Source organism: Mycobacterium sp. AMU20-3851, from assembly GCF_043974665.1.
GTDB lineage: Bacteria > Actinomycetota > Actinomycetes > Mycobacteriales > Mycobacteriaceae > Mycobacterium.
Map to the genome: position 1 here is coordinate 4,935,579 of NZ_CP146371.1, position 24,312 is coordinate 4,959,890.

The 24,312-nt window shown below is 68.3% G+C and carries 21 protein-coding genes; 10 read left to right on the forward strand and 11 right to left on the reverse strand.

What is annotated here, in order from left to right:
• Positions 1-2 precede the first annotated feature (2 nt).
• Both recB and recD read left to right on the forward strand, forming a co-directional pair.
• The gene (gene recB / locus V4U86_RS23570; RefSeq protein WP_395312182.1) at positions 3-3,266 is read left to right on the forward strand and encodes an exodeoxyribonuclease V subunit beta; all 3,264 of its coding nucleotides are present in this window, start codon (positions 3-5) and stop codon (positions 3,264-3,266) included.
• A complete protein-coding gene (gene recD, locus V4U86_RS23575; RefSeq protein WP_395308283.1) occupies positions 3,263-4,885 on the forward strand; it encodes an exodeoxyribonuclease V subunit alpha in 1,623 nt (540 codons plus the stop codon). Before recB ends, recD begins: the two co-directional genes overlap by 4 nt.
• An 11-nt stretch (positions 4,886-4,896) precedes the next feature.
• On the opposite strand, the gene V4U86_RS23580 is transcribed toward recD, so the two are convergent.
• The 6 genes from V4U86_RS23580 to V4U86_RS23605 all read right to left on the reverse strand — a co-directional run bounded on the left by V4U86_RS23580 (position 4,897) and on the right by V4U86_RS23605 (position 11,031).
• On the reverse strand, positions 4,897-5,046 hold the full coding sequence (locus tag V4U86_RS23580; RefSeq protein WP_395308284.1) for a hypothetical protein: 150 nt from the start codon (positions 5,044-5,046) through the stop codon (positions 4,897-4,899).
• A 210-nt stretch (positions 5,047-5,256) separates the two neighbouring features.
• The gene (locus V4U86_RS23585; RefSeq protein WP_395308285.1) at positions 5,257-6,735 is read right to left on the reverse strand and encodes a glycoside hydrolase family 130 protein; all 1,479 of its coding nucleotides are present in this window, start codon (positions 6,733-6,735) and stop codon (positions 5,257-5,259) included.
• The gene (locus V4U86_RS23590; RefSeq protein ID WP_395308286.1) at positions 6,732-7,748 is read right to left on the reverse strand and encodes a glycosyltransferase; all 1,017 of its coding nucleotides are present in this window, start codon (positions 7,746-7,748) and stop codon (positions 6,732-6,734) included. Before V4U86_RS23590 ends, V4U86_RS23585 begins: the two co-directional genes overlap by 4 nt.
• Positions 7,736-8,857: a glycosyltransferase gene (locus tag V4U86_RS23595; protein WP_395312183.1), complete on the reverse strand. Its 1,122-nt coding sequence runs from the start codon at positions 8,855-8,857 to the stop codon at positions 7,736-7,738. Before V4U86_RS23595 ends, V4U86_RS23590 begins: the two co-directional genes overlap by 13 nt.
• A 216-nt stretch (positions 8,858-9,073) precedes the next feature.
• A complete protein-coding gene (locus V4U86_RS23600; protein WP_395308287.1) occupies positions 9,074-9,823 on the reverse strand; it encodes a GAF and ANTAR domain-containing protein in 750 nt (249 codons plus the stop codon).
• Between the two features lie 119 nt (positions 9,824-9,942).
• Positions 9,943-11,031 carry a fatty acid desaturase family protein gene (locus V4U86_RS23605; RefSeq protein ID WP_395308288.1) on the reverse strand — a complete coding sequence of 363 codons (1,089 nt, stop codon included), beginning with the start codon at positions 11,029-11,031 and terminating at the stop codon, positions 9,943-9,945.
• A 122-nt stretch (positions 11,032-11,153) separates the two neighbouring features.
• On the opposite strand from V4U86_RS23605, the gene V4U86_RS23610 reads away from it, so the two are divergent.
• Positions 11,154-12,047, forward strand: coding sequence for an NYN domain-containing protein (locus V4U86_RS23610; RefSeq protein WP_395308289.1), 894 nt, complete (start codon positions 11,154-11,156; stop codon positions 12,045-12,047).
• 4 nt (positions 12,048-12,051) lie between these two features.
• Here V4U86_RS23610 and V4U86_RS23615 read toward each other — a convergent pair whose 3' ends face one another.
• Positions 12,052-12,270 (reverse strand): hypothetical protein, encoded by a 219-nt coding sequence (locus V4U86_RS23615; protein ID WP_395308290.1) that lies wholly within the window; start codon positions 12,268-12,270, stop codon positions 12,052-12,054.
• A gap of 152 nt (positions 12,271-12,422) precedes the next feature.
• Here V4U86_RS23615 and V4U86_RS23620 point away from each other — a divergent pair, with 152 nt between their 5' ends.
• Entirely contained in the window at positions 12,423-12,557 is a 135-nt protein-coding gene (locus V4U86_RS23620) for a hypothetical protein (protein WP_395308291.1), read from the forward strand.
• A gap of 21 nt (positions 12,558-12,578) precedes the next feature.
• On the opposite strand, the gene V4U86_RS23625 is transcribed toward V4U86_RS23620, so the two are convergent.
• Positions 12,579-14,348: a bifunctional serine/threonine-protein kinase/transporter substrate-binding domain-containing protein gene (locus V4U86_RS23625; protein ID WP_395308292.1), complete on the reverse strand. Its 1,770-nt coding sequence runs from the start codon at positions 14,346-14,348 to the stop codon at positions 12,579-12,581.
• Positions 14,349-14,434: 86 nt separating this feature from the next.
• Positions 14,435-15,745 (reverse strand): DUF4407 domain-containing protein, encoded by a 1,311-nt coding sequence (locus V4U86_RS23630; protein WP_395308293.1) that lies wholly within the window; start codon positions 15,743-15,745, stop codon positions 14,435-14,437.
• Positions 15,746-15,921: 176 nt separating this feature from the next.
• Between V4U86_RS23630 and V4U86_RS23635 the strand changes: the two genes are divergently transcribed.
• The 5 genes from V4U86_RS23635 (at position 15,922) to V4U86_RS23655 (ending at position 22,613) form a co-directional block, all read left to right on the forward strand.
• Entirely contained in the window at positions 15,922-18,285 is a 2,364-nt protein-coding gene (locus V4U86_RS23635) for a lysylphosphatidylglycerol synthase transmembrane domain-containing protein (protein ID WP_395308294.1), read from the forward strand.
• A gap of 67 nt (positions 18,286-18,352) precedes the next feature.
• Positions 18,353-18,826, forward strand: coding sequence for a TspO/MBR family protein (locus tag V4U86_RS23640; protein WP_395312184.1), 474 nt, complete (start codon positions 18,353-18,355; stop codon positions 18,824-18,826).
• Between the two features lie 78 nt (positions 18,827-18,904).
• Entirely contained in the window at positions 18,905-19,225 is a 321-nt protein-coding gene (locus tag V4U86_RS23645) for a hypothetical protein (protein ID WP_395308295.1), read from the forward strand.
• Between the two features lie 120 nt (positions 19,226-19,345).
• Positions 19,346-21,325 carry an acyltransferase family protein gene (locus V4U86_RS23650; RefSeq protein ID WP_395308296.1) on the forward strand — a complete coding sequence of 660 codons (1,980 nt, stop codon included), beginning with the start codon at positions 19,346-19,348 and terminating at the stop codon, positions 21,323-21,325.
• Positions 21,326-21,416: 91 nt separating this feature from the next.
• The gene (locus V4U86_RS23655; RefSeq protein WP_395308297.1) at positions 21,417-22,613 is read left to right on the forward strand and encodes a TetR/AcrR family transcriptional regulator; all 1,197 of its coding nucleotides are present in this window, start codon (positions 21,417-21,419) and stop codon (positions 22,611-22,613) included.
• Positions 22,614-22,625: 12 nt separating this feature from the next.
• Here the strand turns inward: V4U86_RS23655 and V4U86_RS23660 are convergent, their stop codons facing one another.
• Positions 22,626-23,003, reverse strand: a complete 378-nt coding sequence (locus V4U86_RS23660) for a hypothetical protein (protein WP_395308298.1) — start codon at positions 23,001-23,003, stop codon at positions 22,626-22,628.
• 306 nt (positions 23,004-23,309) lie between these two features.
• Here V4U86_RS23660 and V4U86_RS23665 point away from each other — a divergent pair, with 306 nt between their 5' ends.
• A complete protein-coding gene (locus V4U86_RS23665; protein ID WP_395308299.1) occupies positions 23,310-23,690 on the forward strand; it encodes a DUF6319 family protein in 381 nt (126 codons plus the stop codon).
• Between the two features lies 1 nt (position 23,691).
• Here the strand turns inward: V4U86_RS23665 and V4U86_RS23670 are convergent, their stop codons facing one another.
• The gene (locus V4U86_RS23670; protein ID WP_395308300.1) at positions 23,692-24,282 is read right to left on the reverse strand and encodes a hypothetical protein; all 591 of its coding nucleotides are present in this window, start codon (positions 24,280-24,282) and stop codon (positions 23,692-23,694) included.
• Positions 24,283-24,312: the final 30 nt, after the last annotated feature.

Consider the following 24,312-nt stretch of genomic DNA (forward strand, 5'->3'; position numbering starts at 1 on the left):
CTGTGAGTTCCGAGGTACGCACCTTCGACCTGACCGGTCCGCTGCCCGCTCCCGCGTCGACGACGGTGCTGGAGGCCAGCGCCGGCACCGGCAAGACGTTCGCACTGGCCGGTCTGGTCACCAGGATGGTGGCCGAGGGCCGGGCCACGCTCGACGAGATGCTGCTCATCACGTTCGGCCGGGCCGCCAGCCAGGAACTGCGCGAGCGGGTGCGCGGCCAGATCGTCGGCGCGCTGGCCGCTTTCGCGGATCCGTCCGCGGCCGACAACGATCTGCTGCGTCACCTGATCGCCGAGGACCACGACGCCCGGCAGCAGCGGCTGCGCGACGCGCTGGCCGGATTCGACGCCGCCACCATCGCGACCACCCATCAGTTCTGCCACATCGTGCTGAAATCGCTCGGCGTCGCCGGGGACAGCGACAGCGGTGTCACCCTGGTGGAGAGTCTCGACGAATTGGTGTCCGAGATCGTCGACGACCTGTATCTGGCCCGGTTCGGCAACGAGTCCGACAGTCCCCAACTGACCTACCGGGACGCGCAGAAACTGGCCGCCCAGGTGGTGCGCAATCCGGCCACCGAACTGCGCCCGACCGAGGCCGACCCGGAATCGCTCACCGCGGAGTGCCTGAGTTTCGCGCGCAGTGTCCTCGACGAACTGGAGATCCGGAAGCGTCGCCGCGGGATCCTGGGCTACGACGATCTGCTGACCCGGCTGGCCGACGCGCTGGCCGACCCGAATTCGGCGGCGCGGGTGCGGATGCCGCAGCGCTGGCCGGTGGTCATGGTCGACGAGTTCCAGGACACCGACCCGGTGCAGTGGCAGGTGATCGAGCGGGCGTTCGCGGGCGCGTCGACGCTGATCCTGATCGGCGACCCGAAGCAGGCCATCTACGCGTTCCGCGGCGGGGACATCGACACCTACCTGCGGGCTGCCGAAACCGCCGGGGACAAGCAGACTCTGGGCATCAACTGGCGCAGTGATGCCGCGCTGGTGGACCGGTTGCAGGTGGTGCTGGGCGGCGCGCAACTGGGCGGGCCGGGCATCGTCGTGCACGACGTCAAAGCCCATCACCAGGGACACCGGCTGGCCGGGGCACCGCGCAACGACCCGTTCCGGCTGCGGGTGGTGACCCGCGGCACCAAGAGCACCCGCACCATCGGCATCGACCGGTTGCGCGAACACATCGGCCGCGACCTGGCCGCCGACATCGGCGCGCTGCTGACCAGCGGCGCCACCTTCGCCGGTCGGCCGCTGCAGGCCCGCGATATCGCCGTCATCGTGGAGACCCACAAGGACGCCCGGGCCTGCGACGCCGCACTCGCCGAGGCCGGTATCCCCGCGGTGTACACCGGGGATTCCAACGTGTTCGCCTCGGCCGCCGCGCAGGACTGGCTGTGTCTGCTGGAGGCGTTCGAGCAGCCGCACCGCCCCGGCCTGGTCCGCGCCGCGGCGTCGACCATGTTCTTCCGGGAGACCGCGGAATCCCTTGCCGCCGGCGGTGACTCACTGACCGACCGGGTTGCCGAGGAGCTACGCAGCTGGGCCGGGCATGCCCGCGAACGCGGGGTGGCCGCGGTGTTCGAGGCTGCCCAGCTGGCCGGGATGGGCAAGGCGGTGCTGTCCTGGCAGGGCGGGGAACGGTTGATGACCGACCTGGCACACGTCACCCAGTTGCTGCAGGACACCGCGCACCGGCAGGGTTTCGGGTTGCCCGCACTGCGGGACTGGCTGCGCACCCAGACGACCGAGGATTCCGGGTCCGCCGAACGCAACCGGCGCCTGGACAGCGACGCCGCCGCGGTACAGATCATGACGGTGTGGGTGTCCAAGGGTCTGCAGTACCCGATCGTGTACCTGCCGTTCGCCTTCAACCGCTACTCACCGGACCCGAATCCGGTGCTGTATCACGACAACGGCGCACGCTGCCTGCACGTCGGCGAGCCGGATCCGATCGTGCTGCGCACCGGGAAGGCCGAGGCCGCCGCCAACGACTCGCGGCTCACCTATGTGGCGCTGACGCGGGCCTGCTCGCAGGTGGTGGCCTGGTGGGCGCCGTCCTGGGATGAACCCAACGGCGGGTTGTCCCGGCTGCTGCGGGGCCGCGCCCCGGGCGAGGCGGAGGTGCCCGCGGTGTGCAGCCCCGCCAAGGTCTCCGACGTCGACGCGATGGCCCGGCTGCGGGCCTGGGAGGAGGCGGGCGGCCCGGTGCTGGAGGAATCGGCGGTCGAACCGATCATCCCGCCCCCGCCCGGCCCGGCGCCCACCGGTCTGGCGGTGCGCCACTTCCACCGTGCCATCGACACCTCGTGGCGGCGCACCTCCTACTCGGGTCTGCTGCGCGCCGCCGAGGAGGCCCCGGTATCCAGCGAACCCGAGGTCGGCGAACTCGACGACGAGGTCGCCGACATCCCGCTGGTGGCACCGGCTTCCGGCATGGATGTGCCGTCTCCGATGGCGGACCTGCCGACCGGTGCGGCGTTCGGCTCGCTGGTGCATGCGGTGCTGGAGACCGCCGATCCGCTGGCCGGTGATCTGGCCGCCGAACTGGAGGCCGAGGTGCGCCGGCATGCCGAACGCTGGCCCGTCACCGTCGAACCGGCGGAGCTGGCGGCCGCCCTGATACCGATGCACGACACCGATCTGGGCCCGTTGGCGCCCGGAGTGACGCTGCGTCAGATCGGGTTGGCGGACCGGTTGCGGGAGCTGGACTTCGAGTTCCCGATGGCCGGCGGGGACAGCGCGGCCGACGGGTTCCCCAGGTTGGCCGATGTCGGCGCACTGCTCGCCGAACACCTGAGCGCCGACGATCCGATGGCCTCCTACGCGGCGCGGCTGTCGGCCGGCGCGCTGGGCCGCCAACCCCTGCGCGGGTATCTGTCCGGGTCGGTGGACGCGGTGCTGCGCATCAGGGACGGTTCCGTCGCGAAATATGTTGTCGTGGATTACAAGACGAACTGGCTGGGCGTCGCCGATACGCCACTGACCGCCGCCGATTACGGCCGTGAACGGATGGCCGAGGCCATGCTGCACTCGGACTATCCGCTGCAGGCGCTGTTGTACAGCGTGGTGCTGCATCGGTATCTGTCCTGGCGGCTGCCCGGCTACCACCCGGACCGCCACCTCGGTGGAGTGCTGTACCTGTTCGTGCGGGGCATGTGCGGTGCGTCCACCCCGGTGCAGGACGGGCATCCGGCCGGAGTGTTCAGCTGGCAGCCGCCGGCCGCGCTGGTGATCGCCGTCGCCGACCTGTTGGGGCATTCATGACCATCGACATCGACTTCGAACCCGCCGACATCCAGGTGGCGCAGCGGTTGACCGCCTTGGCCGGGGAGAGCTCCGAGGACGTGGCGCTGGCCGTGCGTCTGGTGGTACGGGCGCTGCGCGGCGGATCGGTGTGTGTGGATCTGCGCGAGGCGGCACCGTCTGTCGGGCTGGAGCCCGATTCCTGGCTGGCGGCGGTGGCGGCGAGCCCACTGGCCGCGACGCCGCCGGTGTTGCGGCTCTTCGGTGATCTGCTGTACCTGGACCGGTACTGGCTGGAGGAGCAGCAGGTGTGCGCCGATGTGCTGGCGCTGGTGGGGACCGTCCCGGCCGGGGACGCCCCCGACGTGTTGCGGTTGTTTCCCGACCAGTTCGCCGAACAGCGTGCCGCCGCCAAAGTGGCTCTTTCCCAGGGACTTACCGTGCTGACCGGCGGCCCGGGCACCGGTAAGACCACGACCGTGGCGCGGCTGCTGGCGTTGTTGGCCGAACAGGCCGCACTCGCGGGCCGGCCGTCACCGCGGATCGCGCTGGCCGCGCCGACCGGTAAGGCGGCGGCCCGGTTGCAGGAGGCCGTGCAACTGCAGGTCGACGAGCTCGACCCGCAGGACCGGGCCCGACTGGCCGGGCTGCAGGCCACCACGCTGCACCGGCTGCTCGGAGCGCGTCCGGACACCTCGTCGCGGTTCCGGCACCATCGCGGTAACCGGTTGCCGCACGATGTGATCGTCGTCGACGAGACCTCGATGGTGTCGCTGACCATGATGGCCCGACTGCTGGAGGCGGTACGTCCGCAGACCCGGCTGCTGCTGGTGGGCGACCCCGATCAGCTGGCCTCGGTGGAGGCGGGCGCGGTGCTGGCGGATCTGGTGGACGGGCTGGGCGCCGACCGGGTGGCGTCGTTGACGACCTCGCATCGCTTCGGCGCGGCGATCGGCGAGCTCGCCGCCGCGGTGCGGGCCGGGGACGCCGACGCCGCGCTGGAGGTGCTCCGGGCCGGCGACGAGCACATCGAGTGGTCGTCCTCGGTAGCGCCACTGCGGGATGTGCTGCTGCCGCAGGCACTTCGGTTGCGGGAGGCGTGCGTCCTCGGCGATGTCGCCACCGCGGCGGCGACGCTGGAGGAACACCGGTTGTTGTGTGCGCACCGGCGCGGGCCGTTCGGGGTGACGCACTGGAATCGTCAGGTGGAGCGCTGGCTGACCGAAGCGACCGGTGAACCGCTGTGGTCGACGTGGTACGCCGGCCGCCCGATCCTGGTGACCGCCAACGACTATGGACTCAAGCTGTACAACGGGGACACCGGGGTGACGGTGGCCGCGCCGGACGGTCTGCGGGTCGCGATCGGCGGCCTCTCGTTCACGCCTGGCCGCCTCGTCGAGGTGGAGACCATGCACGCGATGACGATCCACAAATCCCAGGGCAGCCAGGCCGACGAGGTGACCGTTCTGCTGCCCCCGGAGGATTCCCGGTTGCTGACCAGGGAGCTGTTCTACACCGCGGTCACCCGGGCGAAGAGCCGGGTGCGGGTGGTGGGTTCAGAGACCGAGGTGCGCGCGGCGATCGAGCGTCAGGCGGTGCGCGCAACGGGGCTGGGGCCGCGACTGCGGCAGCGGCCCTGACGAAGGTCGGGTCAGACCGTCTTCGCGGCGAAGGCGGCGCTGGAGATGATGCCGATGGCCAGGGCGATCGTGCCGTACCCCAACACGGCGGCGGCGACGACGGCGGCGATGGAGCCGGCGCCCAGCAAGACCATCACAATGGCGAGGATTACACCGCTCATGTCGAACCCTTTCGTATGACTGCCGTCACAATGTAGCGCACGACGTGCGGTGAATCACACTCAATCGGGCATCGTTTTTGCGTCGGTTACTTACGCGCATTTGCCCAGCACACGGCCCGGAATGGCCGGTGTGGAACGAAAATTTTGTTAGCTCGCCATACCACCGCCCGTCAACTGGGTTGGTTAGAGGAACTAGTCGAAGTTGTCAGGTCAACGACGCAGTGCGGAGAGCAGCATCGGCAGGGGCACGGTGGCGATGCCGATCGCCGCGTCGCCGATGCCGTACGGCAGCACCAGGGTGTCGGCGTGCACCAATCCCCCACACGAGTAGACGACGTTGGGGACATAGCCGTCCTGCTCGTCGGGGGCCGGACTCAACAGCGGCTCGGCCAGCCGGCCGATCATCCGGGTCGGATCGTCCAGGTCGAGCAGGATCGCCCCGATCCGGTAGGTGCGCATCGGGCCCACACCGTGGGTGAGCACCAGCCAGCCCTCCTCGGTTTCGATCGGCGGTCCGCAGTTGCCCAGCTGCAGCGCCTCCCAGGCCTGCACCGAATGCTGACAGGGCGCTGTCGTATCCCACACCGACAGATCATCGGTGTAGGCGACCATGTTGGACTCGCGGTCCGACCGGGACATCCCGGCGTATCGTCCACCGATGCGGCGCGGGAACAGTGCCATCCCCTTGTTCGCGGCCGCCGGGCCGACCATGGGTACCGACGTGAAAGATCGAAAATCGGTGGTGGTCAACAATTGCTGGCTGATCCGCGATCCGCTGTAAGCGGTGTAGGTGGCGTGGTAGATGACCATACCGTCGTCCTCGACGAAGCGTACGAACCGCGCGTCCTCCATTCCGATCGATTCGGCCGCCGTGGCCGGCCACAGCACACGTTCAGAAAGCGCTGTATTCGAAGGGAATTCGAGAGCATAGCTACGATCTGCGAGCGCTCGGATCTTTGCGATGGTGTCCGGTGCGTGTCCCCGGGTGGCGCGATGATCGTGCAGCCGGTTCAACTGCTCGTCCAGATCAGACCGGGTGAACGATTCCCCGAGTGCCCCGAACACGAAACCGGCTGCTTCCTCGGCATCGTCGCCGCCGACGAGCTCGCTGCGAAACGCCGCCGCGTCGAGCAGGGCCGGCGTGACCGAACCCGCCGTAGCGAACGGCACCGCATCCTCGACGTGTACCCGACCGGCCTCGTCGACGGTTCCGGTACGGAACCCGATCGACGACCGGTGGCCCTCACCGATCCCGCGGACACTCATCACGAAACGCAGGCTGCCCGCCGCGACACCGCCCTGATCGGGATGGGCGACCATACTCGGATTGCACAGCGCCGCTCCCTCGCTGGCGACCTCGTTGGTGAAGGTTGCACCCAGCAACAAAATCCGCGCTTGGGACAGTTCGCGACCGGGATCGAGCCGGTCGGCGAGCACCCGGGCATGCCGGCCGAACGTGACATCGAGATTTCTGTGGCGCCCGGCGAAACGTGCGATGACATCATCGAGCGCCGTCGCCACCTCGTTCTCGTCGAGTGCGAGGATCCGTCTCAGCACCGCCCCCGACCGTGACTCGCGGTCCTCGAATCCTTCCTGGCCGGGGACGAACAGCTGGGTGAGGACCCGGGAGCGGTCCGCCTCAAGTCGTTGCGGACTCCGGGTGACCAGCTCGTCCCAGGTCCGGGTCATTGCGGAACACCGGCGAAACGCTGCTCCTGCTGGAAGGTGGACAGCAGCGCGAGCGTCGACTCCGCACCCCGGTTGGTGTTCACCCCGTCGCGCGTCAGCCCATCGAAACCGGCGCCGCTGTCCGGATCCCACATCAGCACGCCGACGTCGTTGGTGCCCTGGAACCAGGCCGCGGCGGCGCGCACGGTGTCCGGCCAGATCGCGCCCGGATCGACGCCCGCCGCACGGGCGCTCGCATCGGCGAGGCCGGCCACCTCGATCGGTTGCTGATCGAAGGCCGGCCTGGGCTCGCCGGCCGACCAACCGCCGACCGGCGTCGGAGACAGATGACCTGCCGCCGTCTCCTGCTCGATCAGCCAGCCGAGCAGCTCGAGCCCGCGCTGGCACAGCGTAGGGTCGTCGAGCGCAGCGCCGGCCGCGATCATCGCCTCGGGGAATACCGCATTGGCATAGGTGAGCCGTCCCTCCGGCCACGGCCAGGCCGGATCGCCGGTCGGTCCGGCGAGGCCCGCGACGTAGTCGTCGAGCAGCGAACGGGCAGCCTTGTTGCCGGGATCCACGCTGAGCAGCTCGGCGGCACCCACCGCAGCGAAGGCCAACGCGCGCGGCCAGCGTGAACGCGCATGTGCGGCCCGCTCGAACTGCACCACCGACAGCCTGCGGATCAGCCCGATATCACTGTGCGCGGCCGCCGTGCCCAGGCCCCACAGACACCTGCCCCAGCAGTCCTCCAGAGCGTACGAGTCGGTCCACCGCCCGCTGACGTCCATCCTGTTACGGCAGCCCCCGGAATACGCCTGCGCCTCATCGAGAAACCGCACAGCCACCCGCTCGAGCGCCTGCACGGTCGGGTGGGGCTCGAGCTGACGACTGGTCACCACGAGCACCCTGGCCATATCGTCGGTGCAATAGCCGTGTTCGCGCCGGGGTTCGGCACCGAGTGCATGTTCGAACGTGCCACGCTGATCAGAGATGCGCAGCAGATGGTCGAACCGCACCGTCAGCGGCGCCACGAGAGTCCCGCTTGTTTCGCCATGAGTAGTTGTGCCACAGCCTGATAGGAACGGGCTATCACCGGCCAGGCCATGGCGGGCGCCATGCGTCGCGCCTCCGCGGCCATGGCCCCGGCCATCCGCGGCTCGTTCAGCACCGACCGCAGTGCCGATGTCATGGCCTCCTGGTCATCATGGGGGACAACGAGTCCCGCGCCGGATCCCAGCAGTTCGACCGCATGCGGGAAGGCAGTGGCAACGACGGGCCGACCGCTGGCGATCGCATCGACCAACACCCCGGAGGTGACCTGTTCGGTGGAATCGTAGGGCAGCACCACCAACGCGGAGGCCTGCGCCAAGGCCGACAGCGACGCAGTGCTGCGATAGGTGGCATCAAAGGACACCGACCGCGCGACCCCTACCCGCTTCGCCTGCTCGGTGCGTGCGTCCCGGTAGGCCTCGCCTTCGGCTGCCAGCACCTTCGGGTGTGTGCGCCCGGCGATCAGGTAGCGCGGGTTACCCGGGAGGTCCTGCAGGGATTTCATCGAATCGATCACCCGCTCGACGCCCTTGCCCGGGCCGAGCAGTCCCCAGGTCAGCAGTGTCGGCCTCCCGGCGCGTTTGCCGGGCGCCTCGGTCGGGGCCGTCGAACCGTGCGGGATCATGGAGACCCGGTGTTCGGCGCCGAACTGGGTACGCAGCAGCGCTCCGGCCGCCTCGGACATCACGACCACGTCACCGGCCATCCTCATCACGGACTCAAGCACCGAACGCTGATGTGAGGTCGGTTCCCTGGGCACTGTGTGCAGCACCACGATCGACGGAATCACAAGCATGCCAAGGATATCGATCACTTCGTCGCCGTCGGCGCCACCGTAGATACCGAACTCGTGCTGAATGATCGCGACGTCGCTACGGTTGAGCAGATCCGCGCACCGGGCGACGGACGCGGGTGAGCCGTTGATCAACTCGCCGACGACGCGAGCGCTGCAGCTGGGCGCCCCGTCTGCCACCCGCACCACGTTGACCTGGGAGCCGTTGGCGGACAGGCCGTCGACAAGGGCCGCGCTGAAATTTGCCAGGCCGCACGGCGTCGGCGGGTAGGTACTGAGCAGGCCGATGGAAGGAATGCGTGCGCGCGGGCGCTCCCATGAGGCGGCGTGCGGAACGCGAAAATTCGAAGCGATAGGAGCAGTTGTCAACGGTGGTCCAAACAGACGGATGCCAACTGAATGTCCGGCGCGAGCGGTCGCTCGGCGAGTTCAACGGCGGACAGCTGACTCATCCCGGACCGGCTGGGGTCCCAACTTCCTCCACGTTACACCCCCTGACCCGCATTCACCTGGTCAGCGTTGGCGAAGGCGGGCCCTGCGGACCGCCTCGTCGACGACGCGTTCGGCGACCTCGGCGAGTTTGCGTTGTTCGGCCTGACTCACGGTCCGCAACTGGGCGAACGCCTCGGGGGCACTGCGGCCCGTGCGCGACCGGATGATCCCGATCGCCTGGTCGATCACCGGCCGCGTCGACAGTGCCGCCCGCAACTGATCGGTCAAAGTCAACGCATCGGCGAGGATGCGGGCATTGTGAACCGCGACCGCCGCGGGCTTTGCGAAAAGTTCTCCGATCTCGGCGGCATGCCCACCGAATCTGTCCTTGCCGTAGGCATACACGGTGATCACGCCGGCCACCTGGTCTGCCACGGTCAGCGGCAGGGCCAACGCGCTGTGCACGCCCATCCGGCCCACCCGCGGGCCGAACCGCGGCCACGACCGGTCACCGCCCAACGACCCCGACCACACGCAGCGGCGTTGTTCTGCGGCGGTGAGACCCGGCCCCTCATGCAAGGTCACGTACTGGAGTTCGTCGACTTCGGTGACGAAGTGCTCGCTCGCGGCCAGTGCCGCCACCGTCCGATCGTGCGGGGAACCACGCATCAGCGCCACCCCGGCGCCGTCGGAGCCGGGTATCGCGCGGACGGCGGAGCCGGCCACCTCGGCCAACACCTCAGGTAGTCCGAGACTGTCGGCGACCAGTCCGGCGAGCCGGCCCAGACCGGCTTGCAGATCGGCCGCCTCCGTCGTCGTATCATCCTTCACAGGGAGTTCCGCCTTCAAAGGTCAGGCCCTGAGCGTAGTCGACGCGCCACACCCGATCCGGTGTAGCGTCAAATCAACGCCCTCAAAGGGATTCACCCCTTCAAGGTGTGACCCGGGGGTCACACGGCAACAGCCGCCCAACCACCGTCGGGTAACGCGAGCCGAAAGTCGGTTCTCATGGTCTGCAAGTACTGCCTGGGCAGCGACCCGGTGATGTAGTGGATGCCGTACTTCTCGCACAATTCGCGCACCCGCAGGCTGATCTGCGCGTAACGGTTGCTCGGCAGGTCGGGGAACAGGTGATGTTCGATCTGATAACAGAGGTGCCCGCTCGAAAGCGCCAGTAAACGACCGGCCTTGAAGTTGGCCGCACCCAGCATCTGGCGCAGATACCAATGCGCCTTCGTCTCGCCGCGCAGGGATTCGGGGGTGAACTGCTGCACGCCGTCGGGGAAATGCCCGCAGAAGATGACCACGTAGGCCCACAGGTTGCGCAGAAGGTTGGCGGCGGCGTTGGCGGCCAACGTCCTGCGCCAGCTGCGCAGGCTCAGCGCCGGCAGCAGCACGTAATCCTTGACGACCTGGCGACGGATCTTGCCCAGCATGTCCCGACTCACCGCGCGCTTCTGTTCCTCGGTGGTGGCCCGTTGCTGTTCGGAATGAAATCCGTGCCGTGCGATCCCCCACTCGAAAAGCACGGCCAACAGCACGTTCCGCAGCGGCTGCAGCAGGTACTCACGCTTCCACGGCTGATCGCGGGTCACCCGCAGTACCCCGAACCCCAGGTCGTCGTCCACACCGAGCACATTGCTGAACACGTGATGGCGGTAGTTGTGCGAGTACCGCCAGTGCGCCGATGGCCCCACCATGTCCCATTCCCAGGTGCTGGAGTGGATTTCCGGATCGTTCATCCAGTCCCATTGGCCATGGCTGACGTTGTGCCCGATCTCCATGTTCTCAATGGATTTCGCGTACGCCAGGGAGAAGGTACCGACAAGCCATCCGGCCCTGGCCCGGCTTGTGGCGATCAGCAGTCGGGCCGCCACATCCAGCGTCCGCTGAAAGGCGATCACCCGCTGGATGTAGGACGCGTCCCGCGCGCCGAGGGATTCCTCGATATCGCTGCGGATGAGGTCCAGTTCAGCGCCGAACGCCTGGATGTCGGCTTCGGACAACTTCGCGTACACCGCGATATCGCTGACTGCCATTCTGTTTTCCGATGGTTCGATCGGCGGCGCGTGCGGGCCACCTGAGAAAGTACGTACCGCCCAGCCTAGGCTCAGCGGACCGTCCGCGCCACACGGCCCGGTCGATGAGCAAGACTGGGGGCATGACTGACAGCGCCACCGCCCGGGTCGCGGTTTATCTCGACTTCGACAACATTGTCATCTCGCGATACGACCAGGTCAACGGGCGCAATTCCTTTCAACGCGACAAAGCCAAGGGTTTGGAGACCGCGCGCCTGGACCGCGCGACCGTCGATGTCGGCGCCATCCTGGACTTCGCGTCCTCGTTCGGGACGCTCGTCCTCACCCGGGCCTACGCCGATTGGTCGGCCGAGGTGAATGCCGGGTACCGCCGGCAACTCGTGGGCCGAGCGGTCGACCTGGTGCAACTGTTCCCCGCGGCCGCCTACGGCAAGAACGGTGCCGACATCCGGCTGGCCGTCGACACGGTCGAGGACATGTTCCGGCTGCCCGATCTGACCCATGTGGTGATCGTGGCCGGTGACTCGGACTACATCCCGCTGGCCCAGCGCTGTAAACGGCTCGGCCGTTACGTGGTGGGCATCGGGGTGGCGGGCTCATCGAGCCGCGCGCTGGCCGCCGCGTGCGACGACTTCGTCATCTACGACGCCCTGCCGGGCGTGCCGGTGTTCGAACCCGAATCTGTCCCCGAGCCGAAGAAGACCACCCGGCGCTCCAAGAAGGTGGAGCCAAACGAATCGGATTCAGAATCGGATTCGGAAACGGAGTCGGAGCCGGACCCGCAACCCGCCGCCACGGCACTGCTGACTCGCGCCCTGCGAATCGGCTTGGAGAAGGACGACGTGGACTGGTTGCACAACTCGGCGGTAAAGGCACAGATGAAGCGAATGGATCCGTCGTTCAGCGAAAAGTCGTTGGGTTTCAAATCTTTCAGTGATTTTCTGCGCTCCCGCGCCGATATCGTCGAACTGGACGAAAGCTCGACCACTCGGATGGTTCGGCTACGCACCGACTGAGAGATCAGATTCTGGGCCCTGCGCCGCCCTCGGAGCTCCACCGCGACTCGGCGCAATCCTCATCCAGCCGGGCCGCGCGGCGGCGATTTCCGGCACGAACGATGTCGAGCAGCGTGACCCGCCCGTTCTCGGCGGGTTCGTCGACCCGATCGTTCTTCGGTTTCTGCGGGCCCATGTCGGCGTGGTTGCCGATGACTCGGGCACCGATGTTGTGTGTCGCCATGATCATCTCTCTGCCGGCCGGGCGTGAAATTCGCGATTTCGCAATTAAACTCACTCGGCTGCGCCTCCAGTCAACGCTGCGACCAGGGAGGTGTCAACGTGTATGGTCGAAGTACAGGGACCACTACAGGCCCCCTCGCCGAAGGGGCCACCATGGCCGACAAGTCTCCCCGTCAGAGCATGACCAAGAAATCCGGTAAGTCCTTGAAAGAGAAGCGGGCCGCCAAGCGCGCCGACTCGTCCCGCCATGCCACGACCGAGGACGTCCTGCACTCCAAGAAGCGTTGATCCAGCCGGGGTCCACGTCAGCTAGCGTGCGGCCCCGTTGATCTTCGGGTCGGCGAGCATCCCGCGCTCCACGCCCCACATGGTCGCGATGGTCTTGTACTCCCCCGTCTGGATCAGATGCTCCAGCGCGCGCAGCAGCGGCTCGGCCAATTTCGCCCCCTTGGCCACCGGCCAACCGTAGGGGGCCGAGTCGGACACCGTGCCCGCCGGCACCAGCGCCCCACCCGACAGTTTGATCGCGAACCCGGTGACCGGCGAATCCGCGGACATGGCGTCGATGTCCCCGGCGATCAGGGCGGCGGTCACATCGTCCTGCCGACTGAAGACCACCTTCTCGATCGGGGGCAGGCCGGCCGCCACACACTGGTCACTCTTGGCCGGGATCTCCACGGTGTCCTGAATCACGCTGTACGCCACACCCACCCGCAGACCGCATGCGGCCGTCGGATCGACCGAGGAGTCCTTGCGCTGCGCCCACAGCGTGCCTGCCTCGAAATAGGTGACGAAGTCGACCACCTTCTGCCGGTCCAGGGTGTCGGTGACCGACGACATGCCGACGTCGAGTGAACCGTCCCGCACCGCGGGCAGGATGTCGTCGAATTCCTTCTCGCGGTACTCCGGGGTCAGGCCCATGGTGCGGCTGATGGCATCCATCAGGTCGACGTCGAAGCCGACGATCTCGCCGTCGGAGTTGGTGAACTCGTTGGGCGCGTAGGGAACATTGACCCCGACGACCAGCTTGCCCGATTCACGGATGTCGGCGGGCACGGCGGCCGCGATGGCCGGCACCGCCCCGTCTGGCCAGTCCTGCGTCGACCGCGTATCCCACCAGTTCCACGCCGCGACCGCACCGGCGCCGACCACCACCAGCACCCCGGCCACGAGTAGCGCCCGTTGCGGCAGACGGCGGTTACCTTCGGTGCGCCGGACCGCCGACCGCGCCGCGGTGTGCCGTCCCGAGCCGGTGGCCCGCACCGGCGCCGTCAACGCGCGCCGCGCCGCGGCCGCCAACTCGGCGCCGGTCTGGTACCGCTTGGCCGGCTTCTTGGCCATGCCCTTCTCGATGACCTCGTCGAAAGCGGCAAGGCGCGCATTGGATTCCGACGGTTTCGGGGCGGGTGAGACCATGTGCCCGGCGATCTGTTGCTCCAGGCTGTCGGCGGGATAGGGCCGTGCCCCGGTGAGGCATTCGTAGAGCACACAGGTCAGCGCGTAGGTGTCGGCACGCGCGTCGGCGAACCCGCCGTCGAAGCGTTCCGGGGCCATATAGGCCAGCGTGCCCAGCGTGCTGCCCGCCGTCGTCATACCGGATTCGCCTGCGGTGCGGGCCAACCCGAAGTCGATCAGGTACGCGAAATTCTGTTTCGTCAGCAAGATGTTCGACGGTTTGACGTCGCGGTGGATCAGGCCGAGTTCATGGGCGGCGTCCAGCGCGGAAGCCACCTGCTCGATGATCTGCACCGCGAAGGCGGGATCCAGCGGTTTGCCGGTGTCCGACAGCATCGCCCCGAGCGTGCGCCCCTCGATGAGCCGCATGTCCAGATACAGTCGGCCGTCGATCTCGCCGTAACCGTGGATCGGCACCACATGCGGGTCGTTGACCCCGGCGGCGGCCTGCGATTCGCGCCGGAACCGCTGCTGGAACACGGCATCCTGGGCGAGCTGGGGTGGCAGCACCTTCACCGCGACGATGCGATCGGTCTTGGTGTCGTAGGCCCGGTAAACCTCGCCCATCCCGCCGCGGCCGATCAGCTCCTGGAGCTGATAGTGCCCGAAGGGGGTCGCGTCCACCGGTTTTCCTCTCGGTGCAGGCCTTCGGGCGTCGAGCTGTCGATCGAAGTTACATCACAATTGGCAAAAATGTCATGGACGGACAGTTAGGCGGGCGGCAACTGGCGCGGCCCGTCCGCCTCGCCGATCTGCCGGAAGTCCTCGGATCCGTCCAGTACGACGCCGCGATGCGACTCGATCCGCGGTGCGGAGACATCCACCCATTCGCGTTCCGTCGTCGACTCGGGCTGATCCCCGCCTTCGGTCTGCAGCGTCACCCGATGCGTACGCCGCATCGTGAAGTGGAACTCCTCGGTCTCCTCGAACACCTGCCGCAGTGGCCGGGAAACGATCCTCGTGACCCCGTCCACCGCCCCGGCCACAACCGGTGGTACGAACGGCCGGATGAACCGCGCCGCGGCCCTGGTCACGTCGGGGATGATCGGCACCGGGTTACCGCGATGCGGTTCCAGTTCCTTGGCGGCCGGCTCGGCGATCACCTCGACGGGCTCGGGCCGACCGAGCGCCTCCTCCACGCGGCGGCGTTGCCGTTCGGCGTCGATCTCGTTCTGCGCCGCGACGGCCATCCGGGCACTGTTCAATTCCTGCTCGGCCCAGAGCTGTTCGACCTGTGCGCGCACCTCGGCCCGCTTCACCGCTATCGCGGTATCGGCGGCCGACTCCGCCTCCTGTGAGGTGGCGCCGTGCCAGCGCTTCAGCAGCATCGGCAGCAGGGCCAGCAATACGAAGAAGCCGAGCACCAGCAGCCGCAGCGCCAGCGAGCCCGGATGCTCGAGGGTGTAGCCGTTCATCGCCTGCCACCGGGTGCCCAGGCCGCCGCTCAGCGCGCCGTCCCGAGCCCGGGTCAGCGCCTGCTCGCGGGTGCGCACCTCGGCGTCCAGCGCGGCGGCCCGGCCGTCCCGGTCGGCCACCGCCGCATCGAGTTCGCGTTGCGCGTCGCCGAGGAAATCGTTGGCGGTCCGGGCCTCCGGCCCGGCGCCCGGCAATCCGGTGATGCGGATCTGCGGGCACTGCGCCGACGGGTTGACCTCGCAGCGGGCCACCACCAGCGCATCATCGCGACGCTGATCGGCCCGCGCGACGGCCTCGTCCAGCCCGGCCCGGTCGGCGCGGGCCTGCGCCAGAGCCGCCGCGGCCGCCTCGACGGCCGGGGTGGGCCGCTGGGCCAGGCGGGCGTCCACGGCCCCGCCGAAGAGCACGACGGCGGCCAGCTCCCCGAGCAGCACGCCGACCACCACCCCGACCGCCACGCGCGGCACCAGCGGCCCCGATCCGTGCGCCAGAGCCCACGCAAACGCGCCGAACAACACGGCGACGACGAGCCCACCTGCGACGACAGCCGCCACCGGCCACGTCGTCGAGGCCGCCAGGGCCAGCCCGCTCACCCCGGCCGCCATAGCGGCTACCAGCAGTTCAACTATTCGATCGGCACGCATTGAGGCTCCAAAGTCTCTGATCTGTGCTGTGCGCCACGCGGAATCCCTCACGCCGGCTACGAATACCCGCATACTCTCACAGCGCCGCACGCTTCGCTTCGCGCGCGCAGCGTCGCCGCCCGGTTACGTTGGTCCCCGTGCGAGTCGACGGTCGGGACATCAGCGTCACCGGCAGCCTGCTGCAACCGCTGACCCGGCGGACCAACGAGATCCTGCGGGTGGTGCTGTCCGCGGTCGCCCTTGCGGTCGTCATCACCAGCTCCTTGATCACCCGCAACGACTGGGTGGCGCTGGAGCGTTCGGTGTCCGAGATCATCGGCGTGCTCACCCCGACCCAGTCCAACTTGGTCTATCTGGCCTACGGCGTGGCCATCCTGGCGCTGCCGTTCATCATCCTGGTCCAGTTGATCATCGGCAGGCACTGGACGTTGCTCGCCGCCTACGCCGCGGCCGGTGTGCTGGCCGTGCTGGCACTGTCGATCAGCGGCCGGGGCATCGCCGCGCCGCAGTGGCACTTCGACCTGGGCGACCGCCTGGACACCCAGTTGTCCCAGTTCCTGGACGACCCGCGCTGGATCGCCCTGCTCGCCGCGGTGCTCACGGTGTCCGGGCCGTGGCTGTCGCGGCGGCTGCGCCGCTACTGGTGGACCCTGCTGCTGGCGTTCGTCCCGATCCATCTGGTGGTCAGTGCGGTGGTCCCGGCCCGCTCACTGCTGGGTCTGGCGGTCGGCTGGTTCGTCGGCGCGCTGGTGGTGTGGGTGGTCGGCACCCCGGCGTTGGAGGTCCCGCTCGACGGCGCGGTACGGGCGCTGGCCCGGCGCGGATTCATCGTGTCCGCGCTCGCGGTGATCCGGCCGCCCGGGTCCGGCCCGGTGGTGCTGGCGGCGACCGGGCCGGACAGCACGGCCGTCGTCGAGTTGTACGGACCCAACCAGCGCAGCGGCGGCGCCCTGAGCCAGCTGTGGCGCAAGCTCCGGTTACGCGCCGACGAGACCGCGCCGCTGCACGCCTCGATGCGCCGCGTCGTGGAGCATCGCGCGCTGATGGCCATCGCGATCGACGACCTCGGACTGTCCAACATCTCCTCGGTGACGGTGAACGCGTTGGACCGCGGCTGGACGCTGTTCGCCCGCAAGCCGGCCCGCGGAGTGCCGCTGAGCGTGGAGACCGCCGCGGTCACCGACGTCTGGCAGGCCCTGCGCACACTGCACCAGAACCAGATCTCGCACGGGGACCTGTGCTGCGGGGAGATCACCGTGCATGACGGCCGGGTGCAGTTCGGCGGTTTCACCAACGCCGAGTACGGGGCCACCGACGCGCAGTTGCAATCCGATATCGCCCAGCTGCTGGTGACCACATCGGCGATGTACGACCCGGCCTCGGCGGTGGCCGCCGCGATCGACGCGTTCGGCACCGAGACCGTGCTGACCGCCTCCCGGCGGCTGACCAAGACGGCTGTGCCCGCCCGCATCCGCGACTCGGTGGCCGATGCCAAGGCGGTCATCGCCGCGGCCCGGGAACAGGTGCAGCACCAGACCGGGGCCGACAAGATCCGCACCGAGACCATCACCCGGTTCACCCGGGTCCAGGTCATCCAGTTGGTGCTCTGGGTGGCGCTGGTCTACGTCGCCTATCCGTTCATCAGCACCGTGCCCGCCTTCTTCGACGAACTGAGCAACGCCAACTGGTGGTGGGCGCTGCTCGGGCTGGCCGTGTCGGGCCTGCGCTACCTCGGCGCGGCCGGCGCACTGTGGGCGTGCGCCGACGGACTGGTGCGCTTCCGGCACCTGGCGATCATGCAGATCGCCAACACCTTCGCCGCGACCACGACGCCGGCCGGTGTGGGCGGTCTGGCACTGAGCACCCGGGTGCTGCAGAAGGGCGGACTGAGCACCATGCGGGCCACCGCCGCCGTCACGCTGCAACAGAGCGTGCAGGTGATGGTGCACGTGCTGTTGCTCGTCCTGTTCACCGCCATCGCGGGCACTTCGGCGAACCTGCAGCACTTCGTGCCGAGCGCGACCGTGCTGTATCTGGTGGCCGGCGTCGCCCTCGGCCTCGTGGGTGTCTTCCTGGCGGTGCCCAAGCTGCGGCACTGGTTGTCCTCGGCGGTGCGGCCGAAGCTGCAGGAGGTCAAGACCGACCTGTGGGAGCTGTCCCGTGCACCCAAACGGCTCGGGCTGATCGTCTTGGGCGCCGCCGGCACGACACTGGGCTCGGCGCTGGCGCTGTGGGCCAGCATCGCGGCGTTCGGCGGGAACACCTCGTTCGTCACCGTCACCGTGGTGACCATGATCGGCGGCACCCTGGCCTCGGCCGCCCCCACCCCCGGCGGTGTCGGCGCGGTGGAGGCCGCGCTGATCGGCGGTCTCGCCGCATTCGGCGTGCCCGCGGCGATCGCGGTGCCCGCGGTGCTGTTGTATCGGGTGCTGACCTGCTGGCTGCCGGTCTTCGTCGGCTGGCCGGTGATGCGGTGGCTGACCCGCAACGACATGATCTGAGGGTTTGCCGACTGCGCATTCCGGATACCTGGTGAGGACCCCCGACCCGCACACCCTGGAGTGTCCTTTGCAGATCAAGACGCTGGCCCCGACTGCCCTCGCCGTCGCCGCGACGGCTTTGGTCGGTGGCATCGCCACCAAGCCCGCCGTCGAGTCGACCTGGTACGCCAAGCTGCGCAAGCCGCCGTTCCAGCCGCCGCGCCAGGCGTTCCCGATCGCATGGACCTCGCTGTACGCCGACATCGCCGTGGTGTCCGCGGGCACCCTCGACGAGGCGCCACCGGAGGTGCGGCGCAGCTACATTCGTGCGCTGACCATCAACCTGGTGCTCAACGGCAGTTGGTCGTGGCTGTTCTTCAACCGGCGCAAGCTCGGCGCCTCGGCCGTCACCGCCGGACTGCTCGCCGCCAGCAGCGCCGATCTGACCCGACGGGCGGTTGCGGTCCGCGGAGCCAAGGCGGCCCCGCTCGGGTTGTACCCGCTGTGGTGCACCTTCGCCACCGTGCTGTCCACCAGTATCTGGGCGCTCAATCGGCGCTGACCGCCGAAAAACGTGTCATTCGTCAATTCCGGGTGCACCGGTCGTCTATCGTTGCTCGACACAACCCAGGGAGTTCGCGTGCTGAGAACGATTGCAGCGGCCGGTGCCGCAACATTTCTGATGTCGGTGGCCCTCGCCCCCGCCGCCACGGCCGCGCCGTCGGTGTGGGTGATGCCGTCACTGGAGGGCATGAACCTGGCCAAGGCACAGGAGCTGTACTCCGAGACGGTTGGCTCCGAGGGCCCCTGGCTGGAGTACATCTCCAACGCCGGTCCGTACGCCGGGTCGGTGCGCGCGCTGTCGGTCTGGGAGGTCTGCAAGCAGTCCCCCGCGGCCGGCAAGAAGATCAATGCCAAGTCCTGGACGGCCGTTGCCGTCAACCGACCGGGGCAGTGCTAGCAGCCCGGTAGTACCGCGCCGAGCAGCGTGACTGCTGCTCGGCGCCGACGCCCCGTTATGCTCTCTGCGGCGTAAGCGCGTGCCTGAGACCGGGCCGGCGACGAGCCAGGACTTCCGATCTTGCAGACAACACAGCGCACCCCGGTACCCGTCGCGCCGGTCGCCCGGCGCACCCGCCGCGATCTGGACATTCTCGCGGCGCTCGCCGTCACCCTGGTCATCGTCGGGCATTTCTGGCTGGGCCGGGTCACCGCCGGGGTCGACGTGCTGCTGGTGCTGGCCGGCTACTACGTCGGCGCCCGGGTGCTGCGCCACGGCTCGGCGGGCGGCGAGATCTGGTGGTGGGCCCGCCGGGTGATCCCGGCGCTGGTGCTGCTGCTCGGCGCGTCCGCGGGGCTGACGCTGGCGGTTCAGCCGCAGACCCGGTGGGAGGCGTTCGCCGAACAGACCCTGGCCGGCCTGGGCTTCTACCAGAACTGGCTGCTGGCGACGACCGCCGCCGACTATGCGCAGGCCGAGGAGACGGTCACCCCGCTGCAGCATCTGTGGGCGCTCTCGGTTGCCGCTCAGGTTCTGCTGATCTTCCTGCTGCTGGCCTGGCTGATCCGCCGTCGCACCGCACTGCTGGTGGCCGTCGCCGCGGCGGCCCTCGGGTCGATGGTGTGGGCCTTCCTGCAGCACTCCGACGACCAGACCCTGGGCTACTACAGCAGTTTCACCCGAGCCTGGGAGGTGCTCGCCGGTGTCCTCGCGGCGTTCGCGGCCGGCCGGCTGCGGTGGCCGGGATGGCTGAGCCGGGTGGCGGTGGCGGCCGGCCTGATCGCGGTCGTGGCGGCCGGCCTCCTGGCCGACGGCGTCACCGACTACCCCGGCCCGTGGGCGCTGGTCCCGGTGCTCACGACGGTTCTGATCGTCCTCGCCGGGTCCGCGGCGGGCGATGCCGCGCCGACCTACGCCGGCTGGGCGGGCTGGGCGTTCGCCCTCTACCTGTGGCACTGGCCGTTGCTGATCTTCTGGATGGCGCACACCAACAACGATGCGCTCGGCGTCAGTGCGGCCACCGCGATCCTGCTCGTGGCTGCGGTGGCCGCGTGGGCGACCTGGCGTTGCGTGGACACCCGGTGGTGGCCGGCCTGGCATCCGATCCTGACCGGCACCGTCACCGCCTGTCTGATCGTGGCGCTGGTCATCGGCTCGCTGGGCTGGCGCGGTCACGTCGAACGCGTCCGCGACAGCGGCTCCGAACTCACGGCTCTGACCCTGCGCGACTATCCGGGTGCCCTGGCACTGACCGAGGGCCGCAAGACCCCCCGTTTGCCGGTGCGGCCCACCGGGCTGGAGGCACCCGACGACGTGCCCCCGACGACGCTCGACAAGTGCCTCGCCGACTTCAGCGGCGAAGAGGTGGTCAGCTGCGTGTACGGGGACCCGCACGCCACCCGCACCATCGCCCTGGCCGGCGGATCGCATTCCGAGCACTGGGTGACCGCACTGCACGCGCTCGGCCGTCAGCACGGTTTCCGGGTCGTCACCTACCTGAAGATGGGCTGTCCGTTGACCACCGCGGAGGTGCCGATCATCGCCGGACCCTTCACCCCCTACCCGTCGTGCCGCACCTGGTCGGACAATGCGCTGGCGCAGATCATCGCCGACCGACCCGAGTTCGTGTTCCTGACCACGACGCGCCCGGTGCTCGACGGCCCCGGCGACTATGTCCCCGACTACTACCTGGGGGTGTGGGAGGAGCTGTCGGACAACGGCATCCCGATTCTCGGTATCCGCGACACCCCGTGGATGCTGCGCGAGGGCCGGTTCTTCTCCCCGGTGGACTGCCTGGCCGCCGGCGACGACCCCGACACCTGCGGGTTGGCCCGCGAAGAGGCCCTGCGGGACCGCAATCCGACGCTGGACCACGCGGCCGCCTTCCCGATGTTGCAGCTGCTCGACCTCTCCGATGCGGTCTGCCGTCCGACCATCTGCCGGGCCGTCGAGGGCAACGTGCTGATCTACCACGACACCCACCACCTGTCCGGGAGCTATGTGCGCACCATGGTCGACGAGCTCGGCCGGCAGTTGGCGGACGCCACCGGTTGGTGGTGATGCTGAAGCGGTCTCGCGCGAGTCTCGAAGTGTGAACTATGGTTATGGCTCACTGATTCGGACCGAGTGATCGCCGCATGGCAGGAAAGGCATGGGTGCCGAGGTGGCGCAACCCGCTCGTCAACACGCGCCGACCTCCGTTCGTAAGCTCCAGTTATCCCAAGCCGCAGCACGCCTGTTCACCGAACGCGGGTACCACAACGTCAGCATGGACGACGTCGCCGCCGCCGTCGGCCTCACCGGTCCGGCGCTGTATCGGCACTTTCGCAAGAAAAGCGACATTCTGGCACAAGCGATTTCCGAGCAGCTCGCGGCAGTCGACGCCATCGCCTCGGTGGCCGCCGATGGTGGCCTCGACCGCGGCCAGCGCGCGGCGATGTTCCTCACCCAACTCGCCGACCTGGTGCTGGAAAGAAACGAAGTCCTGCTGTGGAAACGCGAGCGGCACCAACTCTCCCCGGTTGAGCAGGATCAGTTTCGATTGGAACTGCGCGACGTTCTGCGCCGCACGGTGCTGGCGCTCGGCCTGGGCGACGGCACCGAGCCCAGCGGTGAAGCCGAGCTGCGCGCATGGAGCATTCTCGGCATCTACTTCGCTGCCGGGCCCGCGCGCAAACGTGTCGATATTGCTGGGGCCAAACGCATTCTGCAATCGATGGCCATAGCTGTGCTGAACTGCGACCTCGACGGCGCTGTCGCGACGACCGCCCCCACGAATCCAGATCCGCGGAGACCACCGGGCCGTCGAGAACGGATCCTCAGTTCCGCGACCCGGTTGTTCCACGCGCAGAGTTACCACGCCGTCAGCATCGAGGAGATCGCGTCCGAATCGGACACGGCGATAGCCACCTTTTACCAATACTTCAACGGCAAGGCCGAGCTGCTCCAATCGATCCTTCACCGCGGCGCGGAAGGTCTGCACTATGTGACCAATCACCGGCTGCCAGAAGCGAATTCACCGGATGAAGCGGTTGACGTCATCGCGTGCACGTTGATCGAACTGGCACTCGGCCCACACCAACCGATCCTGGCGATCCGGGATGCGGACCTGGCCTATCTCCCGCAGAAGGCACAGGAATCCATTCGAATCAGCGAGCGCGAGTATGTCGACGAATGGGTGACCGCGATCCTCGGCGTCAGACCGAGCATTTCACCGCCCTACGCTCGCATGCTGGCACTGGCCTCCATCGGGTTGGTCACCGATATCAGCCAGATAGCCAGCATGCGCAACCGACCCGGCATCGCCGCCGAACTACATCGCTTGGTCACCGCCGTCCTCAAGGCCTGACCGGTCGAGCAGTCAGTCGCAGGCGTGCGCCACCATGTCGTCCCACTTGTTGCGGGCGGCGTCGAACTCGCGCACCACACCGAAGTTCACGTCCGTGGCGCTGGCGATCTTCTCGCCGGCGGCTGGCACCTGCTCGCAGACCAGCCAGTCGGCCAGACTCAGCTGGCGCTGCGGAATCCCCTTGATGTTGTGCGAATGCATGTGCAGCGGGATACCGTGCGCGGCCGCGCTCACCGCATCCTCGGCCTCTTGCAGGTTCATGCCGTCGATGTTCGGCATCACGAACCCGCTGGCGGCCTGGACCGGCGCGGCGAGGCCGATGACGCCCGACATCAGCGCCGCGACGGCGCCCAGTACCAACGCGCGTTTCTTGAGAAGGTGGTCGTCCATGGCGGTCCCCTGCGTGGCTCGTCCGCGGAGGCCGGAGCGGCCGCGGTGGTGGCGAAATGGTATGAGGCTGTGCGACCTTCACGTTGAGGGCCGACGGTTCGCAAAGGGTCACACCCGCACCGCTGTGGATACCAGTGCCGAGCACTGTGAAGGCTCTGGCCAACTGCTGTAGGCGGATTCAGCGAGTCGGCAGCCGGTCCACAGAAACGTTGCCGCGTCGCAACATCGCCGCAAGTCGAACGTGTGTTCTAATAGGCCTGACCGTAGGCCCGCCCGGTGCGGGTGATGTGCAGCAAGGAGTTCACCGTGACGATGACTGTAGACGCTCCCGCCCCGGCTCCGTCGGCGGCTCCCGCCGCGGTTCCGGATACCATCGGGAACACCGAAAAGCCCAAGACCAGAAAGTCTCCCGGCAAGAGGGCCAAGATGCTCGAGTTGGTGCTGACGGTCTCCGGCACCGCCGACGGGGAGTGGCGCGCCGAACTCAAACAGGGCGGCACCTTTCTGGCCCGGGACCTCGCCGTGGCCGCGGCAGCGGTCTCACGTGCCGCCCGGGAACTGCACGAGGATCTGTCCGGCCCGATCGACGCCGTCATCGAGGAGGCCCGGATTCAGCAGGCGGCCAAGGTTTCTGCGCTCGAAGCAGAACTCGAGGCTGCCCGCCGGGCGCTCGCCGACCTGGACTGAGTCAGGCGCGCTCGCAGATGCCCGAGTCCCGGATCACATTGCCGTAGACGTCGGCGGTCACCACGTTGGCGTGGATCTGCCCGGACGGCAGCTGCTGCCGGATCTTGTCGCTTATCTGGGTGTACTGATACCACAGGTGGTAGAACGAATCACCGTTGTACAGTGGCGAATATTGGCTCTGGTCAGGGTAATTCGTGATGTACAGGGTGTGCACCCGGGGATCGAGGAAGGCCGCGGACTGGTTCAGATTGGCCGTGACGACGTCGGCCGACTGTTGAACTCCGGGCGCCGACCAATTATCACCCACCTCGTCGAGGAAGTTCTTGAAGCCGTGCACCTGGGCCGTGAGGTCGCCGTACTGCGCGTTGAACCACTGACATGCGTCGCGCTGGGCGGTGACCTGCTCGGGGGTCACCCGGATCTGCCACAGGTTGTACGGGAACAGGCTGTAGTCCGGTGACCACGCCGACGGGTACGGGACGAATACCGGCAGCGTCGGCGCCGTCTCGGCCTGCGCGCCCGGGGCCGCCGCCAGCGCCAGAGCTGTCGTCACCGCCGCCGCGGCGGCGGCGAACATGCTGTGCAGTCGCATGGGACCATCTTTGCAGGTCCGCGGGGATTC